Raw genomic sequence first — 21211 nt, 5'->3', positions numbered from 1 at the left:
GAGCCGCCGGGGGAGTTACGCTACGGCTCGTAGCGTAAGAGCGACAACCACGCGAAGAGCTACAGGCGCCAGGTGGGGACCCGGCGCCGTTCAACATCACGATCGCGACGGTACGGCGGCACGGCCAATTCACGCGATCTTTTTCGTCGGCGCGCACACACGGGGGAGGATGTACGCATGCAGCCCAGAAACATGTCCATGAGCGGCGTCGTCGACCTCGCCGCGGTGAAGGCGGCCGGTGAGGCCAAGGCCAAGGCCGAGCAGGCCCGCGCCGAAGCGGCGAGCCGGGCCGCCGAGTCCGGCGGAACGGGTCCGTCCGCCGGTGCCGTGCCGCCGTCGGCACTCGTCATCGACGTAGACGAAGCCGGTTTTGAACGCGATGTGCTCCAGCTCTCCGCAGAAGTTCCGGTCGTCCTGGACTTCTGGGCCGAGTGGTGCCAGCCGTGCAAGCAGCTCAGCCCGCTGCTGGAGCGCCTGATCACCGAGGCCAACGGTCGCCTCGTGCTCGCCAAGATCGACGTCGACGCCAACCAGATGCTCATGCAGCAGTTCCAGATCCAGGGCATCCCGGCCGTCTTCGCCGTGGTCGCCGGTCAGGTGCTGCCGCTGTTCCAGGGCGTGGTCCCGGAGCAGCAGATCCGCGAGACGTTCGCCCAGCTGGTCCAGGTCGCCGAGGACCGCTTCGGGATCATCGGCATCGAGGTGGACCCGGACGCGGAGGGGGCGGCTCCCGCCGCCTCGGACGCGGACGAGATCCCGGCCGGCCCGCACGACGCCCTGCTGGAGGCGGCCGTCGTCGCGCTCGACGCCGGTGATCTCGGCGGCGCGGTCCAGGCGTACAAGAACGTGCTCGCGGACGACCCGGGCAACACCGAGGCCAAGCTGGGCCTGGCCCAGGCCGAGCTCCTGGCCCGGGTCCAGCACATGAACCCGCAGGCGGTGCGGACCGCGGCGGCCGAGAACCCGCGCGACCCGGCGGCGCAGATCGCCGCGGCCGACCTCGACCTGGTCGGCGGCCACGTGGAGGACGCCTTCGGGCGCCTGGTGGACACCGTCCGCGTCACGTTCGGTGAGGACCGCGACGCCGTGCGACTGCGGCTGCTGGAGCTGTTCGAGGTCATCGGCGCGGACGACCCGCGGGTCTCCGCGGCGCGCACGGCGCTCGCGCGGGTGCTCTTCTAAGCCGCGTCCGGACCGGCTCAGCGGCCGCTCCGGGGCCGGCCGCCACGCCCCGCCCGTACCGCGCCGGGCCACCGGCGATTTGTTGACACGTAGATAAACAGCGGCCGCGCTTTGCCAAAACTTGGCAATCGCGGCCGCTGTTACTCGCAGTAAGCCGAACCCCGTGAACTGTCCGGTGTGTTCGTCATTCGTCCGTTCTGTCGTGGCCCTGGGTGACACCCTGTGTTGCTGCCCGACGGCGACGGGTCGCACCTAGGTTATCTGGCCGTTACCCGCCAGTAACGAACCCCCTTGTGCCCCGGCCTGGAATGGACCACGATCGGCGACGCTCGGTCCTTCCCGCAGAGCCGCTCACTCGGAGCCGCGGTGGAGGGTCCCCACCGAGCCGGCCTGTGGCAGTGGCACCGGCCGTGGGACAGGGGGGTCTCCGCCACACCGGCGGGGCCTGTCCTCCAGGTTGCGCGAACGCGTGGCCCAGTGGTTGTCGCTCGGGGGTGATCGCCGGTGTATCGGACGTGGCACAGCCGCGGCCCGGCCGCCTGCGCTCCTTCCCGAGGACGTAGCACTTCTCCCATCCCAGGACGGGCACGGCCCGGACCGGAGATGTACGTCCGAGAAGGAGGAACGAAATGAGTTCTCAGGTTCGTGGTGGGACCAGATGGAAGCGCTTCGCGCTCGTCATGGTGCCGAGCATCGCGGCCACGGCCGCGGTCGGTGTGGGTCTGGCGCAGGGTGCCCTCGCGGCGTCCTTCAGCGTCTCCGGCCAGGACTTCAAGGTCTCGGCCGACAAGCTCGACGGTGAAAACCTGATCCAGTACGGCGGTGTCGCCGAGGGACACGACCTCAAGGGCAACGCCCAGCACCACCCGGTCACCATCTCCGGGTTCAGCAACGCCAAGATCACCAACATGTGCCAGTCCCTGGTCACCCCGACTCCGCTGGGCAACATCACGCTCCAGCTGAAGACCGGTCACAAGGGCACCCCGGCCGAGGCCAGCAACATCTACCTGGATGTGGCCGAGCTCGACACCGACGCCGAGTTCACCAACCTGGACATCGGTGTCGCGGTCGGCGACGCGAGCCACAAGACCAAGCCGCAGGCCGGTACGGTCGCCAGCCCGTACGCGTTCTCGCAGCGTGCGGACCGGGCCATCCTGACGAACGTCAAGCAGAAGGCGTGGGCGACCACGGCGGGCACCTTCAAGCTGCCCAACCTGAAGCTGCGCCTGCTCGGTGGCGACCAGCCGTGCTACCAGGACATCAAGGACTGATCAGTCCCCGTGTCTGACCGGACGGGCGGGTGGTGACAGCCGTCGCCCCCGCCCGTTCGGGCTCCACAGAGTTCTCAAGTACCACCGTTTCCAGGGAGCTGTTGTCCATGAACCCCCAGGCCCCGGTTTACGTTCGCGCAGAAGACGACGCCTGGCCCACCGTGGTGTACTACCACTTCCATGCCTGGAGCGGCCGCCGTCCCTTCTGGGCCGGGCTGTTCACGCTCCTCGGTGGCTTCCCGATCGCATACTTCCCTTACGCGGACCTCCGGCTGGGCAACGTCAGTCTCGCGATGGCCACCACCGGCGGTGCCGGTGCACTGATCATCGGTGTACTGCTGATCACGCTGGGCCTGGCCCTCTGGTTCCAGGAAGCCATCCGCGTCTTCGCCGGCGTGGCCGCGATCCTGCTCGCGCTGGTCTCGATCCCGGTGTCCAACCTCGGTGGTTTCTTCGTCGGCTTCGCCCTCTCCATGGTCGGCGGCGCCCTCGCCCTCGCCTGGGCGCCGGGGCAGCCGGTCGAGGAGGCCCAGGAGCCGGTGGCGGAGCAGCAGCCGGGCGTCGTCCACCTGAGCAAGGCGGACGCGACGGCGGACATGGGCGTCCAGGGAACCCAGGGTCTTCCGGGTCCCGGTGCGACGGAAACGGCACACGCGAGCGAGACGACTGCCCACGCCGATGGCGGGAGGAACAGTGCGGGGTGACGAGACGCAGCGGGGCGTGGCCCCTGGTGCAGAGTCCCGTGTAGTGAAGGGGCCGCGCCACGCGGCGCCCAGGAAGTCGCTGCTGAACAAGATCCAGATACCCGTCGGCAAGACGATGGCGCTCGCGGCGATGCCGACGGCCGTGTTCGTCGGGATGGGCATGGCGCCGAAGCTCGCCGTGGCCGACGACAAGGAGATCCCCTTCGCGCCCGGTCCGTGTGTGACGCGGTCCGACGAACCTGCGGAGACCGAGTCGAAGTCCCCGTCGCCCACGCCGTCCACGACGCCTTCGCCGAGCACGTCGCCCAGCGCGACGCCCTCTCCGTCGGCATCGGCATCGGCGGCCGCGAAGGAGAAGGCGAAGCCGACCACGTCCCCGTCGACGGCCAAGCCCCCGGTGGCGAACGAGAAGGCCCCGGCCACCACGCCGGCTCCGGACCCGACCAAGGCCACGAACCCGCTGGACCCGCTGGGCGTCGGCGACGCGGTCAAGAACCTCGTCGACGAACTCGGCAGGCCCCTCAAGGACGCGGCGGCGAAGGCGACCCCGACGCCCGCGCCCACCCCGTCGGGCACCGCCACGGCGGCCCCGACGCCGGACCCGGCCGCGGACGCGATCCGCGAAGCGGCGAAGAAGGCCGGTGTCGACGTCAAGGAGCTGTCCGAGGAGGTCAAGAAGACCGAGAAGGACCCCAAGAACGAGACGGGCGAGGACAAGGCCAAGGACGAAGCCGCGGACAAGGCCAAGGACGACAAGTCCAAGGCCGAGGACGATGCCAAGGCCGAGGACGACAAGTCCAAGGACAAGGACAAGGCCGAGGAGACGAAGGACCCGGACGGGAAGCAGCCCTTCCCGTGCCCGACCTACGACGCCAAGGCACTGGCCGACGCCGAACTGGAGCAGGGCGTCCCGCTCCTGCCGGACGAGCCCTGGTACCTCGACAGCTCCCTGCTGACCCTCTACGGCCTGGACTACCACGGCATCGTCGAGGTGAAGACGGCCGGCGGCAAGACCAAGAAGGTCCTGAAGTTCACCGCGGACTCGCTGGACATCAAGGACCTGTACCAGACGGTCGGCAAGTCGGGGAACGTCGCTCACCTGAAGTCGCGTCCGGGCTCCACGTCCAAGATCCGCGGCGGCACGGTGACGATGTACACCGAGAGCCTCAAGGGGAACCTGTTCGGTCTGATCCCGATCGAGTTCACCCCGAACAGCCCGCCGCCCGTGAACGTTCCGTTCGCGTTCTTCACGAACGTCAAGGTCGTCCAGGCCGGTCAGTTCGGCGGCACGCTCACCGTTCCGGGCCTGAAGAACTACATCGGCCCGCCGGAGTAGCACCGGATCGCACGCGTTCCGACGGCCCGCCCCCTTCGCGGGGGCGGGCCTTCCGCTTTCCGTCACCCCTGGGCAACTCACCTGACCTTCAAAGGAGCTGCGGGCTCGACCGGCGTCCAAGTGCCGCCTTCATGTACGCGGCGCACAGCTATCCACGGGGACGGGTCCGATGAGAGACGACCGGCGGCAGTTCTACATCGACTTCGGCCTCAGCGGTCTCACCAGGATGTTCGATGCGGGATGGAGTCCCGGCACGACACCGCTGGAGATGGTGGCGGCCGTCGCGGGATGGGGTGGTGGCGCCTACGCCCCCACGCTCCTGGAGGACGCGTTCCGCGTGCTGGAGTCGGACCTCTCCTCCAGGGAGGTGGACATCCTGTGCTGCGCGGCGTCGCAGCGCAGCTACCGGCCGGACTTCTTCGGCATGGAGGGGCGGGCGTGGCTGCGGCAGGTCGCGGACGTCTGCGCCGGGCGGATCCGGCAGGACCACCCTTCCTCCGCGGCCCTGCCGGCGGGCCCCGCCCCGGCGGCGGCCTTCGCGGACGAGGTGCTGGCCGAGGTCGAGGCCGTCGCCGACGGGCTGCGCTCCGTCGAGGGGCACGCGCACCACGCGGTGCCCGACGTGGTGCGCACGCTGGAGAAGACGGTGGCGCACGCCGATCCGGACCTGGGCTTCAGGATGCTCCTGAGGGTCCTGAAGGCGTACCAGATCACGGTCGGCGCATCCCGCCTCGCGCGTTACCGGGATCTCGGGGAGAGACTCGGCTACGACGAGTGCGTCGTGGAGGACGGGGGGATCGACGTCGGGCCGGACACGGCGGACTGACCCGGACCCCGGCAAGCACCGAGGGCGGTACCCCGGATCCCTGTCGGGATCGGGGCACCGCCCTCGGTCTCTGTGCGGCAGAGTTCGAGCGGGGTCGGCGACCGTCAGGCGCGGGTGTCGCCGCCCAGGTGGTGGACGCGGACCATGTTCGTGGTGCCGGGGACGCCGGGGGGCGAGCCGGCGGTGATGATCATGGTGTCGCCCTCGTTGTAGCGGCCCAGCTTCAGCAGCTCGCCGTCCACCAGGTCGACCATGGCGTCGGTGGTGTCCACGTGCGGGACGACGTACGAGTCCACGCCCCAGCTCAGCGTCAGCTGGTTGCGGGTGTTGACGTCGGTGGTGAAGGCCAGGATCGGCTGGGTCACGCGGTAGCGCGACAGGCGTCGGGCGGTGTCGCCGGACTGGGTGAAGGCGATCAGCGACTCGGCGTCGAGGAAGTCCGCGATCTCGCAGGCCGCGCGGGCGACGGAGCCGCCCTGGGTACGGGGCTTCTTGCCCTGGACCAGCGGCTGGAGGCCCTTGGAGAGGAGCTCCTCCTCGGCCGCCGTGACGATCTTCGACATCGTCTTGACGGTCTCGATCGGGTAGGCGCCGACCGAGGACTCGGCCGACAGCATGACCGCGTCCGCGCCGTCGAGGATGGCGTTGGCGACGTCGGAGGCCTCCGCGCGAGTCGGGCGGGAGTTGGTGATCATCGACTCCATCATCTGGGTCGCGACGATCACCGGCTTGGCGTTGCGGCGGCACATCTCGATGAGCCGCTTCTGGACCATCGGGACCTTTTCGAGCGGATACTCGACGGCGAGGTCACCGCGGGCCACCATGACCGCGTCGAAGGCGTCGACCACGGCCGCCATGTTCTCGACGGCCTGCGGCTTCTCCACCTTGGCGATGACGGGGACCCGGCGTCCCTCCTCGTCCATCACCTTGTGGACGTCCTTGACGTCGTTGGCGTCGCGGACGAAGGACAGGGCGACCATGTCGCAGCCCATCCGCAGGGCGAAGCGGAGGTCGTCGACGTCCTTCTCCGACAGGGCGGGGACGTTCACGGCGGCACCCGGCAGGTTGATGCCCTTGTGGTCCGAGATGACACCGCCCTCGATGACGATGGTCCGCACCCGCGGGCCCTCGACCTCGGTCACCCGGAGCTCGACGTTGCCGTCGTTGATCAGGATCTGGTCACCCTTGGCGACGTCGCCCGGGAGGCCCTTGTAGGTGGTGCCGCAGATGGACTTGTCACCCGGGACGTCCTCGGTGGTGATGGTGAACTCGTCACCGCGCACCAGCTCGACGGGACCCTCGGCGAAGGTCTCCAGACGGATCTTCGGGCCCTGGAGGTCGGCGAGGACGCCCACGGCGCGCCCGGTGTCTTCGGAGACCTGCCGGACGCGGTCGTACCGCTCCTGGTGTTCTGCCTGGGACCCGTGGCTGAAGTTGAATCGGGCCACGTTCATACCTGCCTCGATGAGCGCTTTCAGCTGCTCATACGAGTCGACGGCGGGGCCCAGCGTGCAGACAATTTTGGAACGGCGCATGACTGGATCCTATCGGTTTGTTTCGTAGCGGAATATTCCGGCTGGTGGAAAGTCCAAGTGACTACTCGGTAACCAGTGCGTACGCCTGGGTGGCGATCTCCAGTTCCTCATCCGTCGGGACCACCGCCACCGCCACCCGGGCATCCTCCGCCGAGACCAGCCGCGCCTCGGCGGAGCGCACGGCGTTGGCCTCCGGGTCCAGCACCAGGCCCAGCGCGGCCAGGCCGTCGACGGCGGCCTCGCGGACCTGGTGGGCGTTCTCGCCGACCCCGGCCGTGAACGTCACCGCGTCCACCCGCCCGAGCACCGCCGCGTAGGCCCCGATGTACTTCTTCAGCCGGTGGACGTACGCGGCGAAGGCGAGGCTCGCCGCCTCGTCGCCCTCGCCCGCGCGCCGCAGCACCTCGCGCATGTCGTTGTCGCCGCACATGCCCAGCAGACCGCTCTTCTTGTTCAGGAGCGAATCGATCTCATCCACCGAGAAGCCGCCCACCCGTGCCAGGTGGAAGACGACCGCCGGATCGACATCGCCCGAACGGGTCCCCATGACCAGCCCCTCCAGCGGGGTCAGGCCCATGGACGTCTCCACGCACACCCCGCCCCGCACGGCCGAGGCGGAGGCGCCGTTGCCGAGGTGCAGCACGATCACGTTCACGTCCTCCACCGGCTTGCCGAGCAGCCGGGCCGTCGCGCGCGAGACGTAGGCGTGGGAGGTGCCGTGGAAGCCGTACCGCCGGATGGAGTACGCGTCGGCGACCTGGGCGTCGATCGCGTACCGCGCCACGTGCTCCGGCATCGTCGAGTGGAAGGCCGTGTCGAAGACGGCGACCTGCGGAAGGTCCGCGCGCAGCGAGCGCGCCACCTCGATGCCCGTCACGTTCGCCGGGTTGTGCAGCGGGGCGAGCGGGATCAGGCTCCGGATCTCCGCCAGCACCTCGTCGTCGATCACGGTCGGCCGGGTGAACCGCGTCCCGCCGTGCACCACCCGGTGTCCCACCGCCGCCAGTTCGGGCGAGTCCAGGCCCATCCCGTCCGCGGCGAGCTCCGCGGCCACGGCCTTCAGCGCGGCTCCGTGGTCCGCGATGGGGCCGAGCCGCTCCCGGCGGCCGGCGGCCGCGCCCGGACCCGAGAGCGGCTCGTGCACCAGTCGGGAGGTCTCCTCGCCGATGCGCTCCACCAGGCCGGCGGCGAGCCGGGACCGGTCCGCCATGTCGAGGAGCTGGTACTTGACCGACGAGGAGCCGGAGTTGAGGACGAGTACGCGCGATGCGGTCACGATGAGGGTCTTTCCTTGTCGCGGGCGGTGGGGGAGGGCGGGGATCAGGCCGTGGCCGAGGGCGACGGCGCGCCCTGCGCCTGGATCGCGGTGATGGCCACGGTGATGACGATGTCCTGGACGAGCGCACCGCGCGAGAGGTCGTTGACCGGCTTGCGCAGACCCTGGAGCACCGGTCCGACCGCCACCGCGCCCGCCGAACGCTGCACGGCCTTGTACGTGTTGTTGCCGGTGTTGAGGTCCGGGAAGATCAGCACCGTCGCGCGGCCGGCCACCGGAGACCCGGGCAGCTTGGTCGCGGCGACCGAGGGCTCCACGGCCGCGTCGTACTGGATCGGCCCCTCGATCTGCAGGTCCGGGCGCTGCTCGCGGACGAGCTCGGTGGCCTTGCGGACCTTGTCGACGTCCGCGCCGCTGCCGGAGGTGCCGGTCGAGTACGAGAGCATCGCGATCCGCGGCTCGACGCCGAAGGCGGCCGCGGTGGTCGCCGACTGGACGGCGATGTCCGTGAGCTGCTCGGCGTTCGGATCCGGGTTGACCGCGCAGTCGCCGTAGACCAGGACCCGGTCGGCCAGGCACATGAAGAAGACCGAGGAGACGATGGACGCCTCCGGCTTCGTCTTGATGATCTCGAAGGCCGGGCGGATGGTCGCCGCGGTGGAGTGCACCGAACCGGAGACCATGCCGTCGGCCAGGCCCCGCTGGACCATCAGGGTGCCGAAGTAGTTGACGTCGGTGACCACGTCGCCCGCCAGCTCGACGGTCATCCCCTTGTGGGCGCGGACCTGGGCGTAGTACTCGGAGAAACCTTCCCGCAGCGGGGAGGTCGCCGGGTCGATGAGCTGGGCGCCGGAGATGTCCACGCCGAGGTCGGCGGCCTTCTTCAGGATCGCCTGCTCGTCGCCCAGCAGGGTCAGGTCGCAGACCCCCCGGCGCAGCACCACGTCCGCGGCGCGCAGCACGCGCTCCTCGGTGCCCTCGGGCAGCACGACGCGGCGGCGCTCCGAGCGGGCCCGCTCCAGCAGCTCGTGCTCGAACATCATCGGGGTGACGCGCTCCGAGCGGGCCACCGACAGCAGGTCGCGCAGCTCGCCGGTGTCCACGTGCCGCTCGAACAGGCCGAGCGCGGTCTCCAGCTTGCGCGGGGTCGCGGAGTTCAGCCGGCTCTGCAGCGAGAAGAGTTCGGCGGCGGTGGGGAAGCTGTTGCCGGCCACCGACACCACGGGCGTGCCCGGTGCCAGCTTCGAGGCCAGCGCCAGGATGTCCGGGGTCGGACGCTCGTTCAGGGTGAGCAGCACACCGGCGATCGGCGGGGTGCCGGAGGTGTGCGCGGCCAGCGCGCCGATGACCAGGTCGGAGCGGTCCCCCGGGGTGACGACCAGGCAGCCGGGGGTCAGGGCGTTCAGGAAGTTCGGCAGCATCGCGCCGCCGAAGACGAAGTCCAGGGCGTCGCGGGCCAGCCCGGCCTCGTCGCCGAGGAGCACCTCGCCGCCGAGCGCCCGGGTGATCTGGGCGACGGTCGGTGCGGAGAGCGACTTGTCGTCGGGCAGCACGTAGCAGGGCACGGGCAGCCGGGCGGCCAGCCGCTCGGCTATGACGTCGCGGTCCTCCGCGGCCACCCGGTTCACGACCATCGCGACGACGTGACAGCCCAGGGTCTCGTAGGCGCGGTAGGCGTTGCGGGCCTCGGCGCGCACGGCCTCGGCGTGGTGCTTGGTGCCGCCCACCACGGGCACGACGACCGCGCCCAGCTCGTTGGCGAGGCGGGCGTTGAGCGCCAGCTCGTCGGGGAGGTTGGTCTCCGCGTAGTCGGTGCCGAGGACGAGCATGACCTCGTAGTCGCGGGCCACCCGGTGGTAGCGGTCGACCAGCCGCGAGACCAGCTCGTCGGTGCCCTTCTCGGCCAGGATCGCCGAGGCCTCCTGGTAGGACATGCCGTAGGCCGCCGCCGCGTCCTGATCGATGCGGTAGCGGGCCTTGAGGAGGTCGAAGAGCCGGTCCGGTGCGTCGTGCAGCAGCGGACGGTAGACCCCGACCCGGCCCGTCTGCCGGGTCAGCAGCTCCATGATTCCCAGCTCGACGACCTGTCGGCCGTCCCCCCGCTCGATACCGGTCACGTACACGCTGCGCGTCACGCCCGCTCTCCGTCCCATGCTGTGAATGTCATGCTGTGAATGTCACTTTGCTCTGGCTCGACCTCTTGACAATACCTCTGTCAATGGATAGGGCGCCCCCGGGGAAAAGGCCTGGCCGGGAGGGCCGAAGGGCCTTCGGGGCGCAGTCGCCGAAAACGTGCGGCGTCCCGGCCCCGTGAAACAATCGGACAGGCTGCACCATTACGCCCTTCATGTACGGCAGGAGACACGGCACGATGCGTATCGGAGTTCTCACCGCAGGCGGCGACTGTCCGGGCCTCAACGCTGTCATCCGGTCGGTCGTGCACCGCGCCCTGGTCGGGCACGGAGATGAGGTCATCGGTTTCGAGGACGGCTTCAAGGGTCTCCTCGACGGCCACTTCCGCCCCCTCGACATCAATGCCGTCAGTGGCATCCTCGCCCGCGGCGGCACGATCCTCGGTTCGGCGCGCATGGAACGCGCCCGTCTCCACGAAGCCGCCGAGAACGCCCAGGAGCTGGCGACGCGCTACGGCATCGACGCCCTCATCCCGATCGGCGGCGAAGGCACCCTGACCGCCTCCCGGATGCTGTCGGACGCCGGGATGCCGGTCGTCGGCGTACCGAAGACCATCGACAACGACATCTCCTCCACCGACCGCACCTTCGGCTTCGACACCGCCGTCATGGTCGCCACCGAGGCGATCGACCGCCTCAAGACCACCGCCGAGTCGCACCAGCGCGTGATGGTCGTCGAGGTCATGGGCCGCCACGCGGGCTGGATCGCCCTGGAGTCCGGCATGGCCGGCGGCGCGCACGGCATCTGCCTGCCGGAGCGCCCCTTCGAGGTGGACGCCTTGGTGAAGATGGTGGAAGAACGATTCGCCCGCGGCAAGAAGTTCGCCGTGATCTGCGTGGCCGAGGGTGCACACCCGGCCGAGGGCTCCATGCCGTACGAGAAGGGCGCGATCGACCAGTACGGTCACGAGCGCTTCGCCGGCATCGGCAACCGCCTCGCGATCGAACTCGAGCACCGCCTCGGCAAGGAGGCCCGCCCGGTCATCCTCGGCCACGTCCAGCGCGGCGGCACCCCGACCGCGTACGACCGGGTGCTCGCGACCCGGTTCGGCTGGCACGCCGTCGAGGCCGTCCACCGCGGCGAATTCGGCAACATGACCGCCCTGCGCGGCACCGACGTGGTGATGGCCCCGCTCGCCGAGGCGATCACCGAGCTGAAGACCGTCCCCGAGGAGCGCATGTACGAGGCCGAATCGGTCTTCTGATGCCGGGCCGGGCGGGACCTGCGACCCCGGTGCGGTCGCCCTGCGAGTTCTACGCCGCACCGCCCGCGAGGTGCCAGAACCGCTCCACGATCTCGGCGAGGAACTCCCGGCCCGCGTCCCCGCTGCCGGCCTCGCCCTGGCCGCCGCCCCAGCTGAGCGTCGCCACCATCCGCGACTGGTAGTCGCCGTGCAGCTGCTCCAGCACCGTCTCCAGGTGGTGCTTGGGGATCGGCAGGAGCTTGCCCAGCGGCTTCACGTACGCCTGCCAGCGCGTGGTCACCGCACTGCGCAGCAGGTCGGCGAGTTCCTCGTGCTTGCCGGTCGCCGTCACGAACTGGGCCAGCGTCAGACCCAGCACCGTGGCCAGGGCGGCGGACTGCCGTTCGTTGCCCTTCCAGCGCCCGGTGTCCTCCATCTTCTGGTACGAGCCCGTCTCCAGGCCGATCCGACGGGCCAGGTCGTCCGCCGCGAGCCCCCGGGCGACCCGGTGCTCCCGCAGGGTGACCGGTTCGGCGAGCAGTTCGCCGGGCGCACACCACAGGACGCCCGCGAGTGCCGTGAGCTCGGCGGAGGAAGGTGATATCTCGCCACGCTCCCAGGCCATCACGGTCTCGGGCGCGACGACGAGTCCGTACTGGGCACGCAGGCCGTAGGCGACATGTCCGGGAGCCATGCCCAGGGCCGCGCGCAGGCGACGCGCGGCGGGGGCATTGAAAGGTGGGCTGGAGTGCACACCGCACACCGTAGAAGTGGCCAGGCCGCGGCGCCTACAGACCAAACAAACAAGCCCATACCTCGTAGGAACGTCCTATGAAGTTAAGGCCTTTCGCCGGGTTTCCGAGCGACTGTCCGGTAATCGGTGAGCTGGAAGATCTTTTCTGTGTGTACGGTTCCAGCCAACGTCCGTCGATGCAATACCTCTCACACTCTTCGCACAATGTGAACCGACCAGCCATTTCCTGCGTGATCCTTTCAGGGGTCCTCGCCCACGGGGGTGGCGAGGACCCCGCCCCCCCTTCTCCCTTTCCTTCCCTTGCCTTGACGTCGGCGTCAAGGCATACGGTCGCCCCATGCGCATCGGCGAACTGGCGGAGCGGGCGGGGACCAGCACCCGGACGCTCAGGTACTACGAGTCCCGCGGGCTGCTCCCCGCGCGGCGGGCCGGAAACGGCTACCGGACCTACGACGAGGACGACCTGCGGCTGCTGAGCCAGATCCGCATGCTCCAGGACTTCGGCTTCGAACTGGAGGAGACCAGGCCCTTCGTGGACTGCCTGCGGGCCGGCCACCCGGCCGGGGACTCCTGCCCCGCCTCGCTCGCCGTCTACCGGCGCAAGCTCGCCGAGCTGGACGGCCTGATCGGCCAGCTGGCCGACGTGCGCGAGCAGCTCGGGCGGCAGTTGGCCGACGCGGAACGGGCGGCCGGCGAAGCGGCCGTGCCGAAGTGCGAGATGACCGGATGAACGACCGGACGGACGAGAGGGACGGTGGCATGAAGGCCCACGGCGTGGCACAGGTGACCGACGCGGATTTCGAGGTCGAGGTGCTCGGGGAGCGGGGACGGCCCGTCCTCGTGGAGTTCACGGCGGACTGGTGCGGCCCCTGCCGCCAGCTCGCCCCCGTCCTCTCCTCGATCGCGGCCGAGGAGGCCGACCGGCTCAAGGTCGTGCAGATCGACGCGGACAGCAACCCCGGTGCCGTCACCCGGTACGGGGTGCTGTCCATGCCGACCCTGCTCGTCTTCCGCGACGGCGAGCCCGTCCAGCAGATCGTCGGGGCCCGGGCCAAGCGCCGGCTGCTCCAGGAACTGGAGGAGCAGCTCGCCACGGCCTGAGTCCCGGCGCATCAGCCCTGCCGCATCAACCCTGCGGCCGGAACCAGACCGTCGCCAGCGGCGGGAGGGTCATGCGCAGGCTCGCCGGACGGCCCTGCGCAGGCACCTGCTCCGGCCGCATCGGCTGCGTGTGGTGGATGCCGCTGCCGCCGTAGACCTCCAGGTCGGTGTTGAGCACCTCCCGCCACAGCGGCACCTCCTCGGGCACCCCGAGCCGGTAGCCGTGCCGGACCACGGGGGAGAAGTTCGACACCGCCAGGAGCTGCGAGCCGTCCTGCGCGTACCGCAGGAACGCGAAGACGTTGTCCTCCGCGGCGTCCGCCTCCACCCAGGCGAAGCCCTCCGGCACGGTGTCCCGCTCCCACAGGGCGGGCGCCGCCGCGTACGTGCGGTTCAGGTCGCGCACCAGGTTCCGTACGCCCCGGTGGTCGCCGGCCGCCGCGTAGGAGTCGTCCAGCACCCACCAGTCCGGCCCGTACACCTCCGACCACTCCGACCCCTGGGCGAACTCCTGCCCCATGAAGAGCAGTTGCTTGCCCGGATGGGCCCACATGAAGCCCAAGTAGGCCCGGTGCGCGGCCCGCTTCTGCCACCAGTCGTCCCCGGGCATCTTGGACACCAGCGAGGCCTTGCCGTGCACCACCTCGTCGTGCGAGATCGGCAGCACGTAGTTCTCGCTGAACGCGTAGATCATCCCGAAGGTCATGTCGTGGTGGTGGTACTTGCGGTGCACCGGCTCCTTCGACATGTAGCGCAGGGTGTCGTGCATCCAGCCCATGTTCCACTTCAGGCCGAAGCCGAGCCCGCCGGAGTCCGTCGGCCGGGTCACACCCGTCCAGGCCGTGGACTCCTCCGCGATCGTCACGACCCCCGGGCAGCGCCGGTACACCGTCGCGTTCATCTCCTGGAGGAAGCCGACCGCGTCCAGGTTCTCCCGCCCGCCGTGCTCGTTGGGCGCCCACTCGCCCTCGGCGCGCGAGTAGTCGAGGTAGAGCATCGAGGCCACCGCATCCACGCGCAGGCCGTCCACGTGGAACTCCTCGCACCAGTACACGGCGTTGGCGACGAGGAAGTTGCGGACCTCCTTGCGGCCGTAGTCGAACTCCAGCGTCCCCCAGTCCGGATGTGCGGCCCGCCGCGGGTCCTGGTGCTCGTACAGCGGCCGCCCGTCGAACTCCGCGAGGGCCCAGTCGTCGCGCGGGAAGTGCGCCGGCACCCAGTCGACGATCACCCCGATCCCGGCCCGGTGCAGCGCGTCCACGAGGAAGCGGAAGTCGTCCGGGGTGCCCATCCGCGAGGTCGGCGCGTAGAAGCCGGTGACCTGGTAGCCCCACGAGCCGCCGAAGGGGTGCTCGGCGACCGGCATCAGCTCCACGTGCGTGAAGCCCAGCTCCTTGACGTAAGCGGGGAGCTGCTCGGCGAGCTGCCGGTAGGAGAGCCCCGGCCGCCAGGACGCCAGGTGCAGCTCGTACACCGAGAACGGGGCCTGGTGCGGGGGCCGGGCGCCGCGCCCGGCCATCCACGCCGCGTCCTGCCACTCGTACCGGGACGAGGTGACCACCGAGGCGTTCGCCGGGGGGACCTCCGCCGACCGGGCCATGGGGTCGGCGCGCAAGGTGTGGCTGCCGTCCGGGCGGGTGATGTCGTACTTGTACAGCGTTCCGACGCCCACCCCGGGCAGGAACAGCTCCCACACCCCCGTCGAGCCCAGCGAGCGCATCGGGTAGGCGACGGAGTCCCAGTACGAGAAGTCCCCGGTGACCCGGACCCCCTGGGCGTTCGGCGCCCACACCGTGAAGCGGGTCCCGGCCACGCCCTGGTGCTCCATCGGCTCGGCACCGAGCGCCTTCCACAGCTGCTCGTGGCGGCCCTCGCCGATCAGGTGCAGGTCCAGCTCGCCGAGGGCGGGCAGGAACCGGTAGGGGTCGTGGACCTCGATCTCGTCGCTGTCGTACGCGACCAGCAGCCGGTACTCCGGCACGCCGGTCAGCGGCAGCAGCCCCGAGAACAGTCCGTCGCCGTCGTCGAAGAGCTCGGCCCGCAGCCCCTTGGCGAGGATCGTGACCGCCTTGGCGTGGGGGCGCAGCACCCGGAAGGCCACCCCGCCCCGCTGGGTACGGGCCCCGAGCACCGCGTGCGGATCGTGGTGGCGGCCCTCCAGCAACCGGGCCCGTTCGTCGGCGCCCAGTGCGGGAGCCGGCCGGACGCCGTGCGGAGGGGCGGCGCGGCGGGCCCGGGGCGTCCGGGCCTTCTTCGCCGCCGACGGGACGGGTGCGGCTTCCTCGCGGACGGTCGGTGACGGCTGTCGTGCGGCGCTCACGCGAGCGGCCTCCTCGGGGGCTTCGGGTGGGGGTGGGGGGAGATGGAGCCGGGGGCGGACGGGGTCGGCGGCACGCGGTGGGCGGGCCGTACGGGCTCCGAGAGCCGCCGGATCGCGGCCATCGGGACGTGCAGCCAGTCGGGGCGGTGCCGGGACTCGTACCGGGCCTCGTACACCGCCTTGTCGGTCTCGTACGCGCGCAGCAGTACGGGGTCCTCGCGGGGGTCCCGGCCGGTGGTGCGGGCGTAGCCCTCGCAGAAGGCGGCCCGGCAGTCGTCCGCCCAGGCGGGGGCGAACGGCCGGTGCGAGCGGGCGGCGTAGTCGAAGGAGCGCAGTATCCCGGCGATGTCGCGCACCGCCGGTTCGGGACGGCGCCGGTCGGCCAGGGGCCGGGCCGGCTCGCCCTCGAAGTCGATCAACGACCAGCTGCCGTCAAGGGTGCGCAGGGTTTGACCCAAATGGAGGTCCCCGTGGATCCGCTGGGCGGGCACCCCCGCGCCCCGGGAGGCCGCCAGCGCGTCGAAGGCGCCCCGCAGCCCCGCCTCGTAGGGCCGCAGCGCCGGTACCTCCCGGGCGGTGGCGGCCAGCCGGGCCGTCATCCCCGCCGCGAGCCGGGCGGTCTGCTCCGGGCCGAGCGCGACCGTGGGCAGCGCCGCGGCCAGCGCGCTGTGCACCTCGGCGGTGGCCCGACCGAGCGCGTGCGCCTCGGCGGTGAAGTCGGCCCCGACGCCGAGCCGGCGCAGCGCGAGCTGCCAACCGTCGTCGGAGCCGCGCAGGTAGGGCTGGAGCACGCCCAGCGTCAGCGGTTCGCTGCCGGGCGGTTCGGCTTCGTACCAGGCGACGGGGGCCGGGACCCGGGTGCAGCCGGCGGCGGCCAGCGCCCTCGGCAGCTCCAGGTCCGGATTGACCCCGGGGCCGACCCGACGGAACACCTTCAGGATGAACGAATCTCCGTAAATGAGCGAGGAGTTGGTCTGCTCCCCGGACAGTGGCCGGGGGGTGAGCCCCGCCGGGATCGGCGTGGCCGGGTCCCGGTCGAAGCGCAGCGGGCCGAGGGCCCCGGGGGAGCGCAGCCGTTCCAGCAGCATGGCCGCGAGCCGGGGGTCGCCCAGCGCCTCGTAGACCGCCCGGCCCGCGTACGGGCCGTCCTCGGCATGGCCGATCAGGGTGGGCGCGAGGGCGGGCGGCAGGGACGGGCGGATGCCCAGCAGCAGTTGGTAGCAGTCCCCGTCGACGTCGAGGAGCAGGTGCAGCAGTCCGGGGGTGGATCCCGGCGGTAGCAGTTCGGCCGCCGAGACGGTCCTGAGCCTGCTGATGGTGCGGCCCTTGCCCGCGAACCAGCGCTGAGCGGGCAGCCAGGCCTTCAGCATCGGCTCCAGTGGAGCGATCCCGGCGGCCCGGTCGGCCGTCAGCCGGCTCCGGGCGGATGCAGCCTCCGACATGGCGTCGCGTCCTTTCCCCGGGCCGTCACAGAATGCGCAGAGTGTCCCGGATGCGCGGCAGTTGCTTCTCCGGCATGTGCGAGTGTCGGGTCAGGATGGTCCGTACAGGGGCGGGCGATTGACCCGTTCGAGCTGCCCGCCCCCTTGTGTGAAGGCTCGGTTCGCCTCCGGAGCGCCTTGACCTGACCCACAGGTCGCGCTCCTTCGGCTCACTCGGCCCTGGACCGGCTCCCGGCTACGTGGCGCGTCGCTCGCCGCGCTGTTCCTTCCGCAGCCGGAACCAGTAGAAGCCGTGGCCCGCCAGGGTCAGCAGGTACGGCCACTCGCCGATCGGCGGGAAGCGCACATCGCCCGTGAGCTCCACCGGAACCCGTCCGTTGAACGACCGCAGATCGAGCTCGGTGGGCTGCGCGAAGCGCGAGAAGTTGTGCACGCACAGCACCAGGTCGTCCCCGTGTTCGCGCAGGAACGCGAGCACCGCCGGGTTCGACGACGGCAGTTCGGTGTACGAGCCGAGTCCGAAGGCCGGGTTCGCCTTGCGGACCTCGATCAGCCGACGGGTCCAGTGCAGCAGCGAGGAGGGCGAGGACATCGCGGCCTCGACGTTGGTGACCCGGTACCCGTAGACGGGATCCATGATGACCGGCAGGTTCAGCCTGCCCGGATCGCACGAGGAGAAACCGGCGTTGCGGTCCGGGGTCCACTGCATCGGCGTGCGGACGCCGTCGCGGTCGCCCAGCCAGATGTTGTCGCCCATGCCGATCTCGTCGCCGTAGTAGAGCACCGGCGAGCCGGGCAACGACAGCAGCAGGGCCGTGAACAGCTCCATCTGGTTGCGGTCGTTGTCCAGGAGGGGGGCGAGCCGGCGCCGGATGCCGATGTTGGCCCGCATCCGCGGGTCCTTGGCGTACTCGGCGTACATGTAGTCACGCTCTTCGTCCGTGACCATTTCGAGGGTGAGCTCGTCGTGGTTGCGCAGGAAGATGCCCCACTGGCAGCGGTCCGGGATCGCCGGGGTCTTGGCCAGGATTTCGGAGACGGGGTAGCGGGACTCTCTTCGCACGGCCATGAAGATGCGCGGCATGACGGGGAAGTGGAAGGCCATGTGGCACTCGTCCCCGCCCTTCGCGTAGTCGCCGAAGTAGTCGACGACGTCCTCGGGCCACTGGTTGGCCTCGGCGAGCAGCACGGTGTCCGGGTAGTGAGCGTCGATCTCGGCCCGGACCCGCTTGAGGAGCTGGTGGGTGCGGGGCAGGTTCTCGCAGTTGGTGCCCTCCTCGGCGTACAGGTAGGGCACGGCGTCGAGACGGAACCCGTCGATGCCGAGGTCGAGCCAGAAGCGCAGGGCGGAGACGATCTCCTCCACCACGGCCGGGTTCTCGTAGTTGAGGTCCGGCTGGTGGGAGAAGAATCTGTGCCAGTAGTACTGCTTGCGTACGGGGTCGTACGTCCAGTTGGAGGTCTCGGTGTCGACGAAGATGATGCGGGCATCCTGGTACTGCTTGTCGTTGTCGGCCCACATGTAGTAGTCGCCGTACGGGCCGTCCGGGTCCTTGCGCGACTGCTGGAACCACTCGTGCTGATCGCTGGTGTGGTTCATGACGAAGTCGATGATCACCCGCATGCCGCGGGTGTGCGCGGCGTCCACGAACTCCACGAAGTCGGCGAGGTCGCCGAATTCGGGCAGCACGGAGGTGTAGTCGGCGACGTCGTAACCCCCGTCGCGCAGGGGGGAGGCGAAGAACGGCGGCAGCCAGAGGCAGTCGACACCGAGCCACTGGAGGTAGTCCAGTTTGCTGGTGAGCCCCTTGAGGTCCCCGACGCCGTCGCCGTTGCTGTCGTGGAAGGAGCGGACGAGGACCTCGTAGAACACCGCCCGCTTGAACCAGTCGGGATCGCGGTCCTTGGCGGGGGTGTCCTCGAAGGTGTCGTGGACGGGATCGTTGATCATCATGTGGTGGGTGACCCTCCGGTGGGCGGGGACGGTCGCAGAGCGGCCAGTACGTGCGCGGGCGTGCGGCCCGGCTCTAGGCGCACGTAGTTCGCCCTGCCCCAGTGATAGGTCTCGCCGGTGAGCTCGTCGCGCACCGCGAGGGACCCGTGCCAGTCGAGGCCGAGTACCGGCATGTCCAACGACACTGTCGCCTCCTGGGTGTGGTGCGGATCGAGGTTGACGACCACCAGTACGGAATTGGCTCCGGCGTGCTTCGAATAGGCGATCACCTGTTCGTTGTCGGTCGAGTGGAAGTGGATGTCGCGCAACTGCTGGAGTGCGGGGTTGCGGCGGCGCAGCCGGTTCAGGGCGGTGATCAGCGGGGCGATGGTGGCGCCGGTGCGGTCGGCGGCCGCCCAGTCGCGCGGCCGGAACTCGTACTTCTCGGAGTTCAGGTACTCCTCGCTGCCCTCGCGCACCGGGGTGTTCTCGCAGAGCTCGTAGCCGGCGTAGACCCCCCAGGCGGGCGAGAGGGTGGCGGCCAGGACGGCCCGGACCTCGAAGGCCGGACGGCCGCCGTGCTGCAGGTACTCGTGCAGGATGTCCGGCGTGTTGACGAAGAAGTTCGGCCGCATGACCGAGGCGGAGGGGGTGTCCGCCAGCTCGGTCAGGTACTCGGTCAGCTCGGCCTTGGTGTTGCGCCAGGTGAAGTACGTGTACGACTGCTGGAAGCCGACGGCGGCCAGCGCCCGCATCATCGCGGGCCGGGTGAAGGCCTCGGCCAGGAAGATCACGTCCGGGTCGGACTTGTTGATGTCCGCGATCACCTTCTGCCAGAAGACCACCGGCTTGGTGTGCGGATTGTCGACCCGGAAGATGCGCACCCCGTGGTCCATCCAGTGCCGAAGGATCCGGCAGGTCTCCTCGACGATGCCGGCCATGTCGGCGTCGAAGTGGATCGGATAGATGTCCTGGTACTTCTTCGGCGGGTTCTCGGCGTACGCGATCGTCCCGTCGGCCCGGTGGCGGAACCACTGCGGGTTCTTCTCCACCCACGGGTGGTCGGGGGAGCACTGCAGCGCGAAGTCCAGCGCGATCTCCATGCCCAGCTCGCGGGCGCGCCCGACGAAGGCGTCGAAGTCCTCGATGGTGCCGAGCTCCGGGTGGACCGCGTCGTGCCCGCCCTCGGTGGAGCCGATGGCCCACGGGACGCCCGGGTCCCAACTTCCAGCGGAAAGAGTGTTGTTCGGACCCTTGCGATAAGTGGACCCGATCGGGTGGATGGGCGGCAGGTAGACCACGTCGAAACCCATCGCCGCGATCGCGGGCAGCCGTTCGGCGGCGGTCCGGAAGGTCCCGCTGACCGGGGCCTCGCCGGGCTCCAGCACCGCTCCCTCGGAGCGCGGGAACATCTCGTACCAGGAGCCGAAGAGGGCCCGCTTGCGCTCCACCAGCAGCGGCAGGGGCTTGGAGGCGGTGACCAGCTCCCGGTACGGGCGCTTGGCGAACGCGGCGTCCACGGCGGGGTCGAGGGCGGCCCCGTAGCGTTCGGCGACGGGCAGGTCCTCGTCGCGCATGGTTGCGGCGGCGGCCAGGACGGCCTCGCGCCCGTCGCGCTTGGGGATCCGGGCCCCGGCCCGTTCGTAGAGCTCCGCGCCCTCCCACAGCATCAGCCCGGCGTCGATCCCGGCGGGAATCTTGATCGCGGCATGGGCCCGCCAGGTGGCCACCGGATCGCTCCACGCCTCGACGGTGTACGTCCACCTCCCCTCGACCTCGACGGAGACCTTGGCCCCCCACCGGTCGGTACCGGGGGCGAGTTCGCTCAGCGGCACGGGGACCCGCAGTCGCCCGCCCGGATCACGCAGGACGAGGTGGGCGGCGACGGCGTCGTGTCCTTCGCGGAACACGGTGGCGGAGATCTCGAAGACCTCGTCCACGACCGCCTTTGCGGGTCTGGCGCCGCAGTCGACGGCGGGGCGGACGTCCAGCACGGGAATGCGACCGATCATGATGGGATCACCTGGGGGCAGTTCGCGGGGCTCGGTGACAACAGGCCAGCCGTGAGCACGGCTGGTAGTGCACGCTCTGTTCGCTCTGTTTCTAGCCGCTCAGTGGACGGCTGGGCTGCGGGCATGGCCGCTCCTGTCCGCGT

Annotated in this window: 16 protein-coding genes; 8 read left to right on the top strand and 8 right to left on the bottom strand. The window is 70.3% G+C overall.

Annotation, left to right across the window (positions count from 1 at the left end; translation table 11 throughout):
* The first annotated feature begins 177 nt into the window (after positions 1 to 177).
* From OG386_RS15630 to OG386_RS15610, 5 genes are all read left to right on the top strand, one after another.
* Positions 178 to 1182, top strand: coding sequence for a tetratricopeptide repeat protein (locus OG386_RS15630; RefSeq protein ID WP_328788672.1), 1005 nt, complete (start codon positions 178 to 180; stop codon positions 1180 to 1182).
* Positions 1183 to 1811: 629 nt separating this feature from the next.
* On the top strand, positions 1812 to 2453 hold the full coding sequence (locus tag OG386_RS15625; protein WP_327383186.1) for a DUF6230 family protein: 642 nt from the start codon (positions 1812 to 1814) through the stop codon (positions 2451 to 2453).
* A gap of 107 nt (positions 2454 to 2560) precedes the next feature.
* A complete protein-coding gene (locus tag OG386_RS15620) occupies positions 2561 to 3157 on the top strand; it encodes a DUF6114 domain-containing protein (protein ID WP_328788671.1) in 597 nt (198 codons plus the stop codon).
* Positions 3147 to 4493, top strand: coding sequence for a hypothetical protein (locus OG386_RS15615; protein ID WP_328788670.1), 1347 nt, complete (start codon positions 3147 to 3149; stop codon positions 4491 to 4493). The genes OG386_RS15620 and OG386_RS15615 overlap by 11 nt, the downstream gene beginning before the upstream one ends.
* A 169-nt stretch (positions 4494 to 4662) precedes the next feature.
* The gene (locus tag OG386_RS15610) at positions 4663 to 5319 is read left to right on the top strand and encodes a hypothetical protein (RefSeq protein WP_328788668.1); all 657 of its coding nucleotides are present in this window, start codon (positions 4663 to 4665) and stop codon (positions 5317 to 5319) included.
* A 104-nt stretch (positions 5320 to 5423) separates the two neighbouring features.
* Here OG386_RS15610 and pyk read toward each other — a convergent pair whose 3' ends face one another.
* The 3 genes from pyk to pta all read right to left on the bottom strand — a co-directional run bounded on the left by pyk (position 5424) and on the right by pta (position 10265).
* Positions 5424 to 6854, bottom strand: coding sequence for a pyruvate kinase (gene pyk, locus OG386_RS15605; protein ID WP_327383182.1), 1431 nt, complete (start codon positions 6852 to 6854; stop codon positions 5424 to 5426).
* 61 nt (positions 6855 to 6915) lie between these two features.
* The gene (locus tag OG386_RS15600) at positions 6916 to 8130 is read right to left on the bottom strand and encodes an acetate kinase (RefSeq protein ID WP_328788667.1); all 1215 of its coding nucleotides are present in this window, start codon (positions 8128 to 8130) and stop codon (positions 6916 to 6918) included.
* Between the two features lie 44 nt (positions 8131 to 8174).
* Positions 8175 to 10265, bottom strand: coding sequence for a phosphate acetyltransferase (gene pta / locus OG386_RS15595; protein ID WP_328788666.1), 2091 nt, complete (start codon positions 10263 to 10265; stop codon positions 8175 to 8177).
* A gap of 236 nt (positions 10266 to 10501) precedes the next feature.
* Between pta and OG386_RS15590 the strand changes: the two genes are divergently transcribed.
* Entirely contained in the window at positions 10502 to 11527 is a 1026-nt protein-coding gene (locus tag OG386_RS15590) for an ATP-dependent 6-phosphofructokinase (protein WP_328788665.1), read from the top strand.
* Between the two features lie 49 nt (positions 11528 to 11576).
* On the opposite strand, the gene OG386_RS15585 is transcribed toward OG386_RS15590, so the two are convergent.
* A complete protein-coding gene (locus OG386_RS15585; RefSeq protein ID WP_328788663.1) occupies positions 11577 to 12260 on the bottom strand; it encodes a helix-turn-helix domain-containing protein in 684 nt (227 codons plus the stop codon).
* A 337-nt stretch (positions 12261 to 12597) separates the two neighbouring features.
* On the opposite strand from OG386_RS15585, the gene OG386_RS15580 reads away from it, so the two are divergent.
* A complete protein-coding gene (locus tag OG386_RS15580; protein WP_328788661.1) occupies positions 12598 to 12990 on the top strand; it encodes a MerR family transcriptional regulator in 393 nt (130 codons plus the stop codon).
* Positions 12987 to 13361, top strand: coding sequence for a thioredoxin family protein (locus OG386_RS15575; protein ID WP_328788660.1), 375 nt, complete (start codon positions 12987 to 12989; stop codon positions 13359 to 13361). The genes OG386_RS15580 and OG386_RS15575 overlap by 4 nt, the downstream gene beginning before the upstream one ends.
* 25 nt (positions 13362 to 13386) lie before the next feature.
* On the opposite strand, the gene glgB is transcribed toward OG386_RS15575, so the two are convergent.
* The 4 genes from glgB to OG386_RS15555 form a co-directional block, all read right to left on the bottom strand.
* The gene (gene glgB / locus OG386_RS15570; protein ID WP_328788659.1) at positions 13387 to 15681 is read right to left on the bottom strand and encodes a 1,4-alpha-glucan branching enzyme; all 2295 of its coding nucleotides are present in this window, start codon (positions 15679 to 15681) and stop codon (positions 13387 to 13389) included.
* Entirely contained in the window at positions 15678 to 17123 is a 1446-nt protein-coding gene (locus tag OG386_RS15565) for a maltokinase N-terminal cap-like domain-containing protein (protein ID WP_328788658.1), read from the bottom strand. The genes glgB and OG386_RS15565 overlap by 4 nt, the downstream gene beginning before the upstream one ends.
* A gap of 235 nt (positions 17124 to 17358) precedes the next feature.
* Positions 17359 to 19077, bottom strand: a complete 1719-nt coding sequence (gene treS, locus OG386_RS15560; RefSeq protein ID WP_328788657.1) for a maltose alpha-D-glucosyltransferase — start codon at positions 19075 to 19077, stop codon at positions 17359 to 17361.
* On the bottom strand, positions 19074 to 21068 hold the full coding sequence (locus OG386_RS15555) for an alpha-1,4-glucan--maltose-1-phosphate maltosyltransferase (RefSeq protein ID WP_328788656.1): 1995 nt from the start codon (positions 21066 to 21068) through the stop codon (positions 19074 to 19076). Before OG386_RS15555 ends, treS begins: the two co-directional genes overlap by 4 nt.
* Positions 21069 to 21211: the final 143 nt, after the last annotated feature.

It is taken from the genome of Streptomyces sp. NBC_00273 (assembly GCF_036178145.1).
Taxonomy (GTDB): Bacteria; Actinomycetota; Actinomycetes; order Streptomycetales; family Streptomycetaceae; genus Streptomyces.
Note: the sequence above shows the minus strand (reverse complement) of the source record. Positions and strands in the feature narration are given on the sequence as shown.

Excerpts from the sequence above, each read along its gene's own strand:
- OG386_RS15630 (WP_328788672.1), top strand. The coding sequence starts at position 178 with ATGCAGCCCAGAAACATGTCCATGAGCGGCGTCGTCGACCTCGCCGCG.
- OG386_RS15625 (WP_327383186.1), top strand. The coding sequence starts at position 1,812 with ATGAGTTCTCAGGTTCGTGGTGGGACCAGATGGAAGCGCTTCGCGCTC.
- OG386_RS15620 (WP_328788671.1), top strand. The coding sequence starts at position 2,561 with ATGAACCCCCAGGCCCCGGTTTACGTTCGCGCAGAAGACGACGCCTGG.
- OG386_RS15610 (WP_328788668.1), top strand. The coding sequence starts at position 4,663 with ATGAGAGACGACCGGCGGCAGTTCTACATCGACTTCGGCCTCAGCGGT.
- pyk (WP_327383182.1), bottom strand. The coding sequence starts at position 6,854 with ATGCGCCGTTCCAAAATTGTCTGCACGCTGGGCCCCGCCGTCGACTCG.
- OG386_RS15590 (WP_328788665.1), top strand. The coding sequence starts at position 10,502 with ATGCGTATCGGAGTTCTCACCGCAGGCGGCGACTGTCCGGGCCTCAAC.
- OG386_RS15580 (WP_328788661.1), top strand. The coding sequence starts at position 12,598 with ATGCGCATCGGCGAACTGGCGGAGCGGGCGGGGACCAGCACCCGGACG.
- OG386_RS15575 (WP_328788660.1), top strand. The coding sequence starts at position 12,987 with ATGAACGACCGGACGGACGAGAGGGACGGTGGCATGAAGGCCCACGGC.
- OG386_RS15565 (WP_328788658.1), bottom strand. The coding sequence starts at position 17,123 with ATGTCGGAGGCTGCATCCGCCCGGAGCCGGCTGACGGCCGACCGGGCC.
- treS (WP_328788657.1), bottom strand. The coding sequence starts at position 19,077 with ATGATGATCAACGATCCCGTCCACGACACCTTCGAGGACACCCCCGCC.
- OG386_RS15555 (WP_328788656.1), bottom strand. The coding sequence starts at position 21,068 with ATGATCGGTCGCATTCCCGTGCTGGACGTCCGCCCCGCCGTCGACTGC.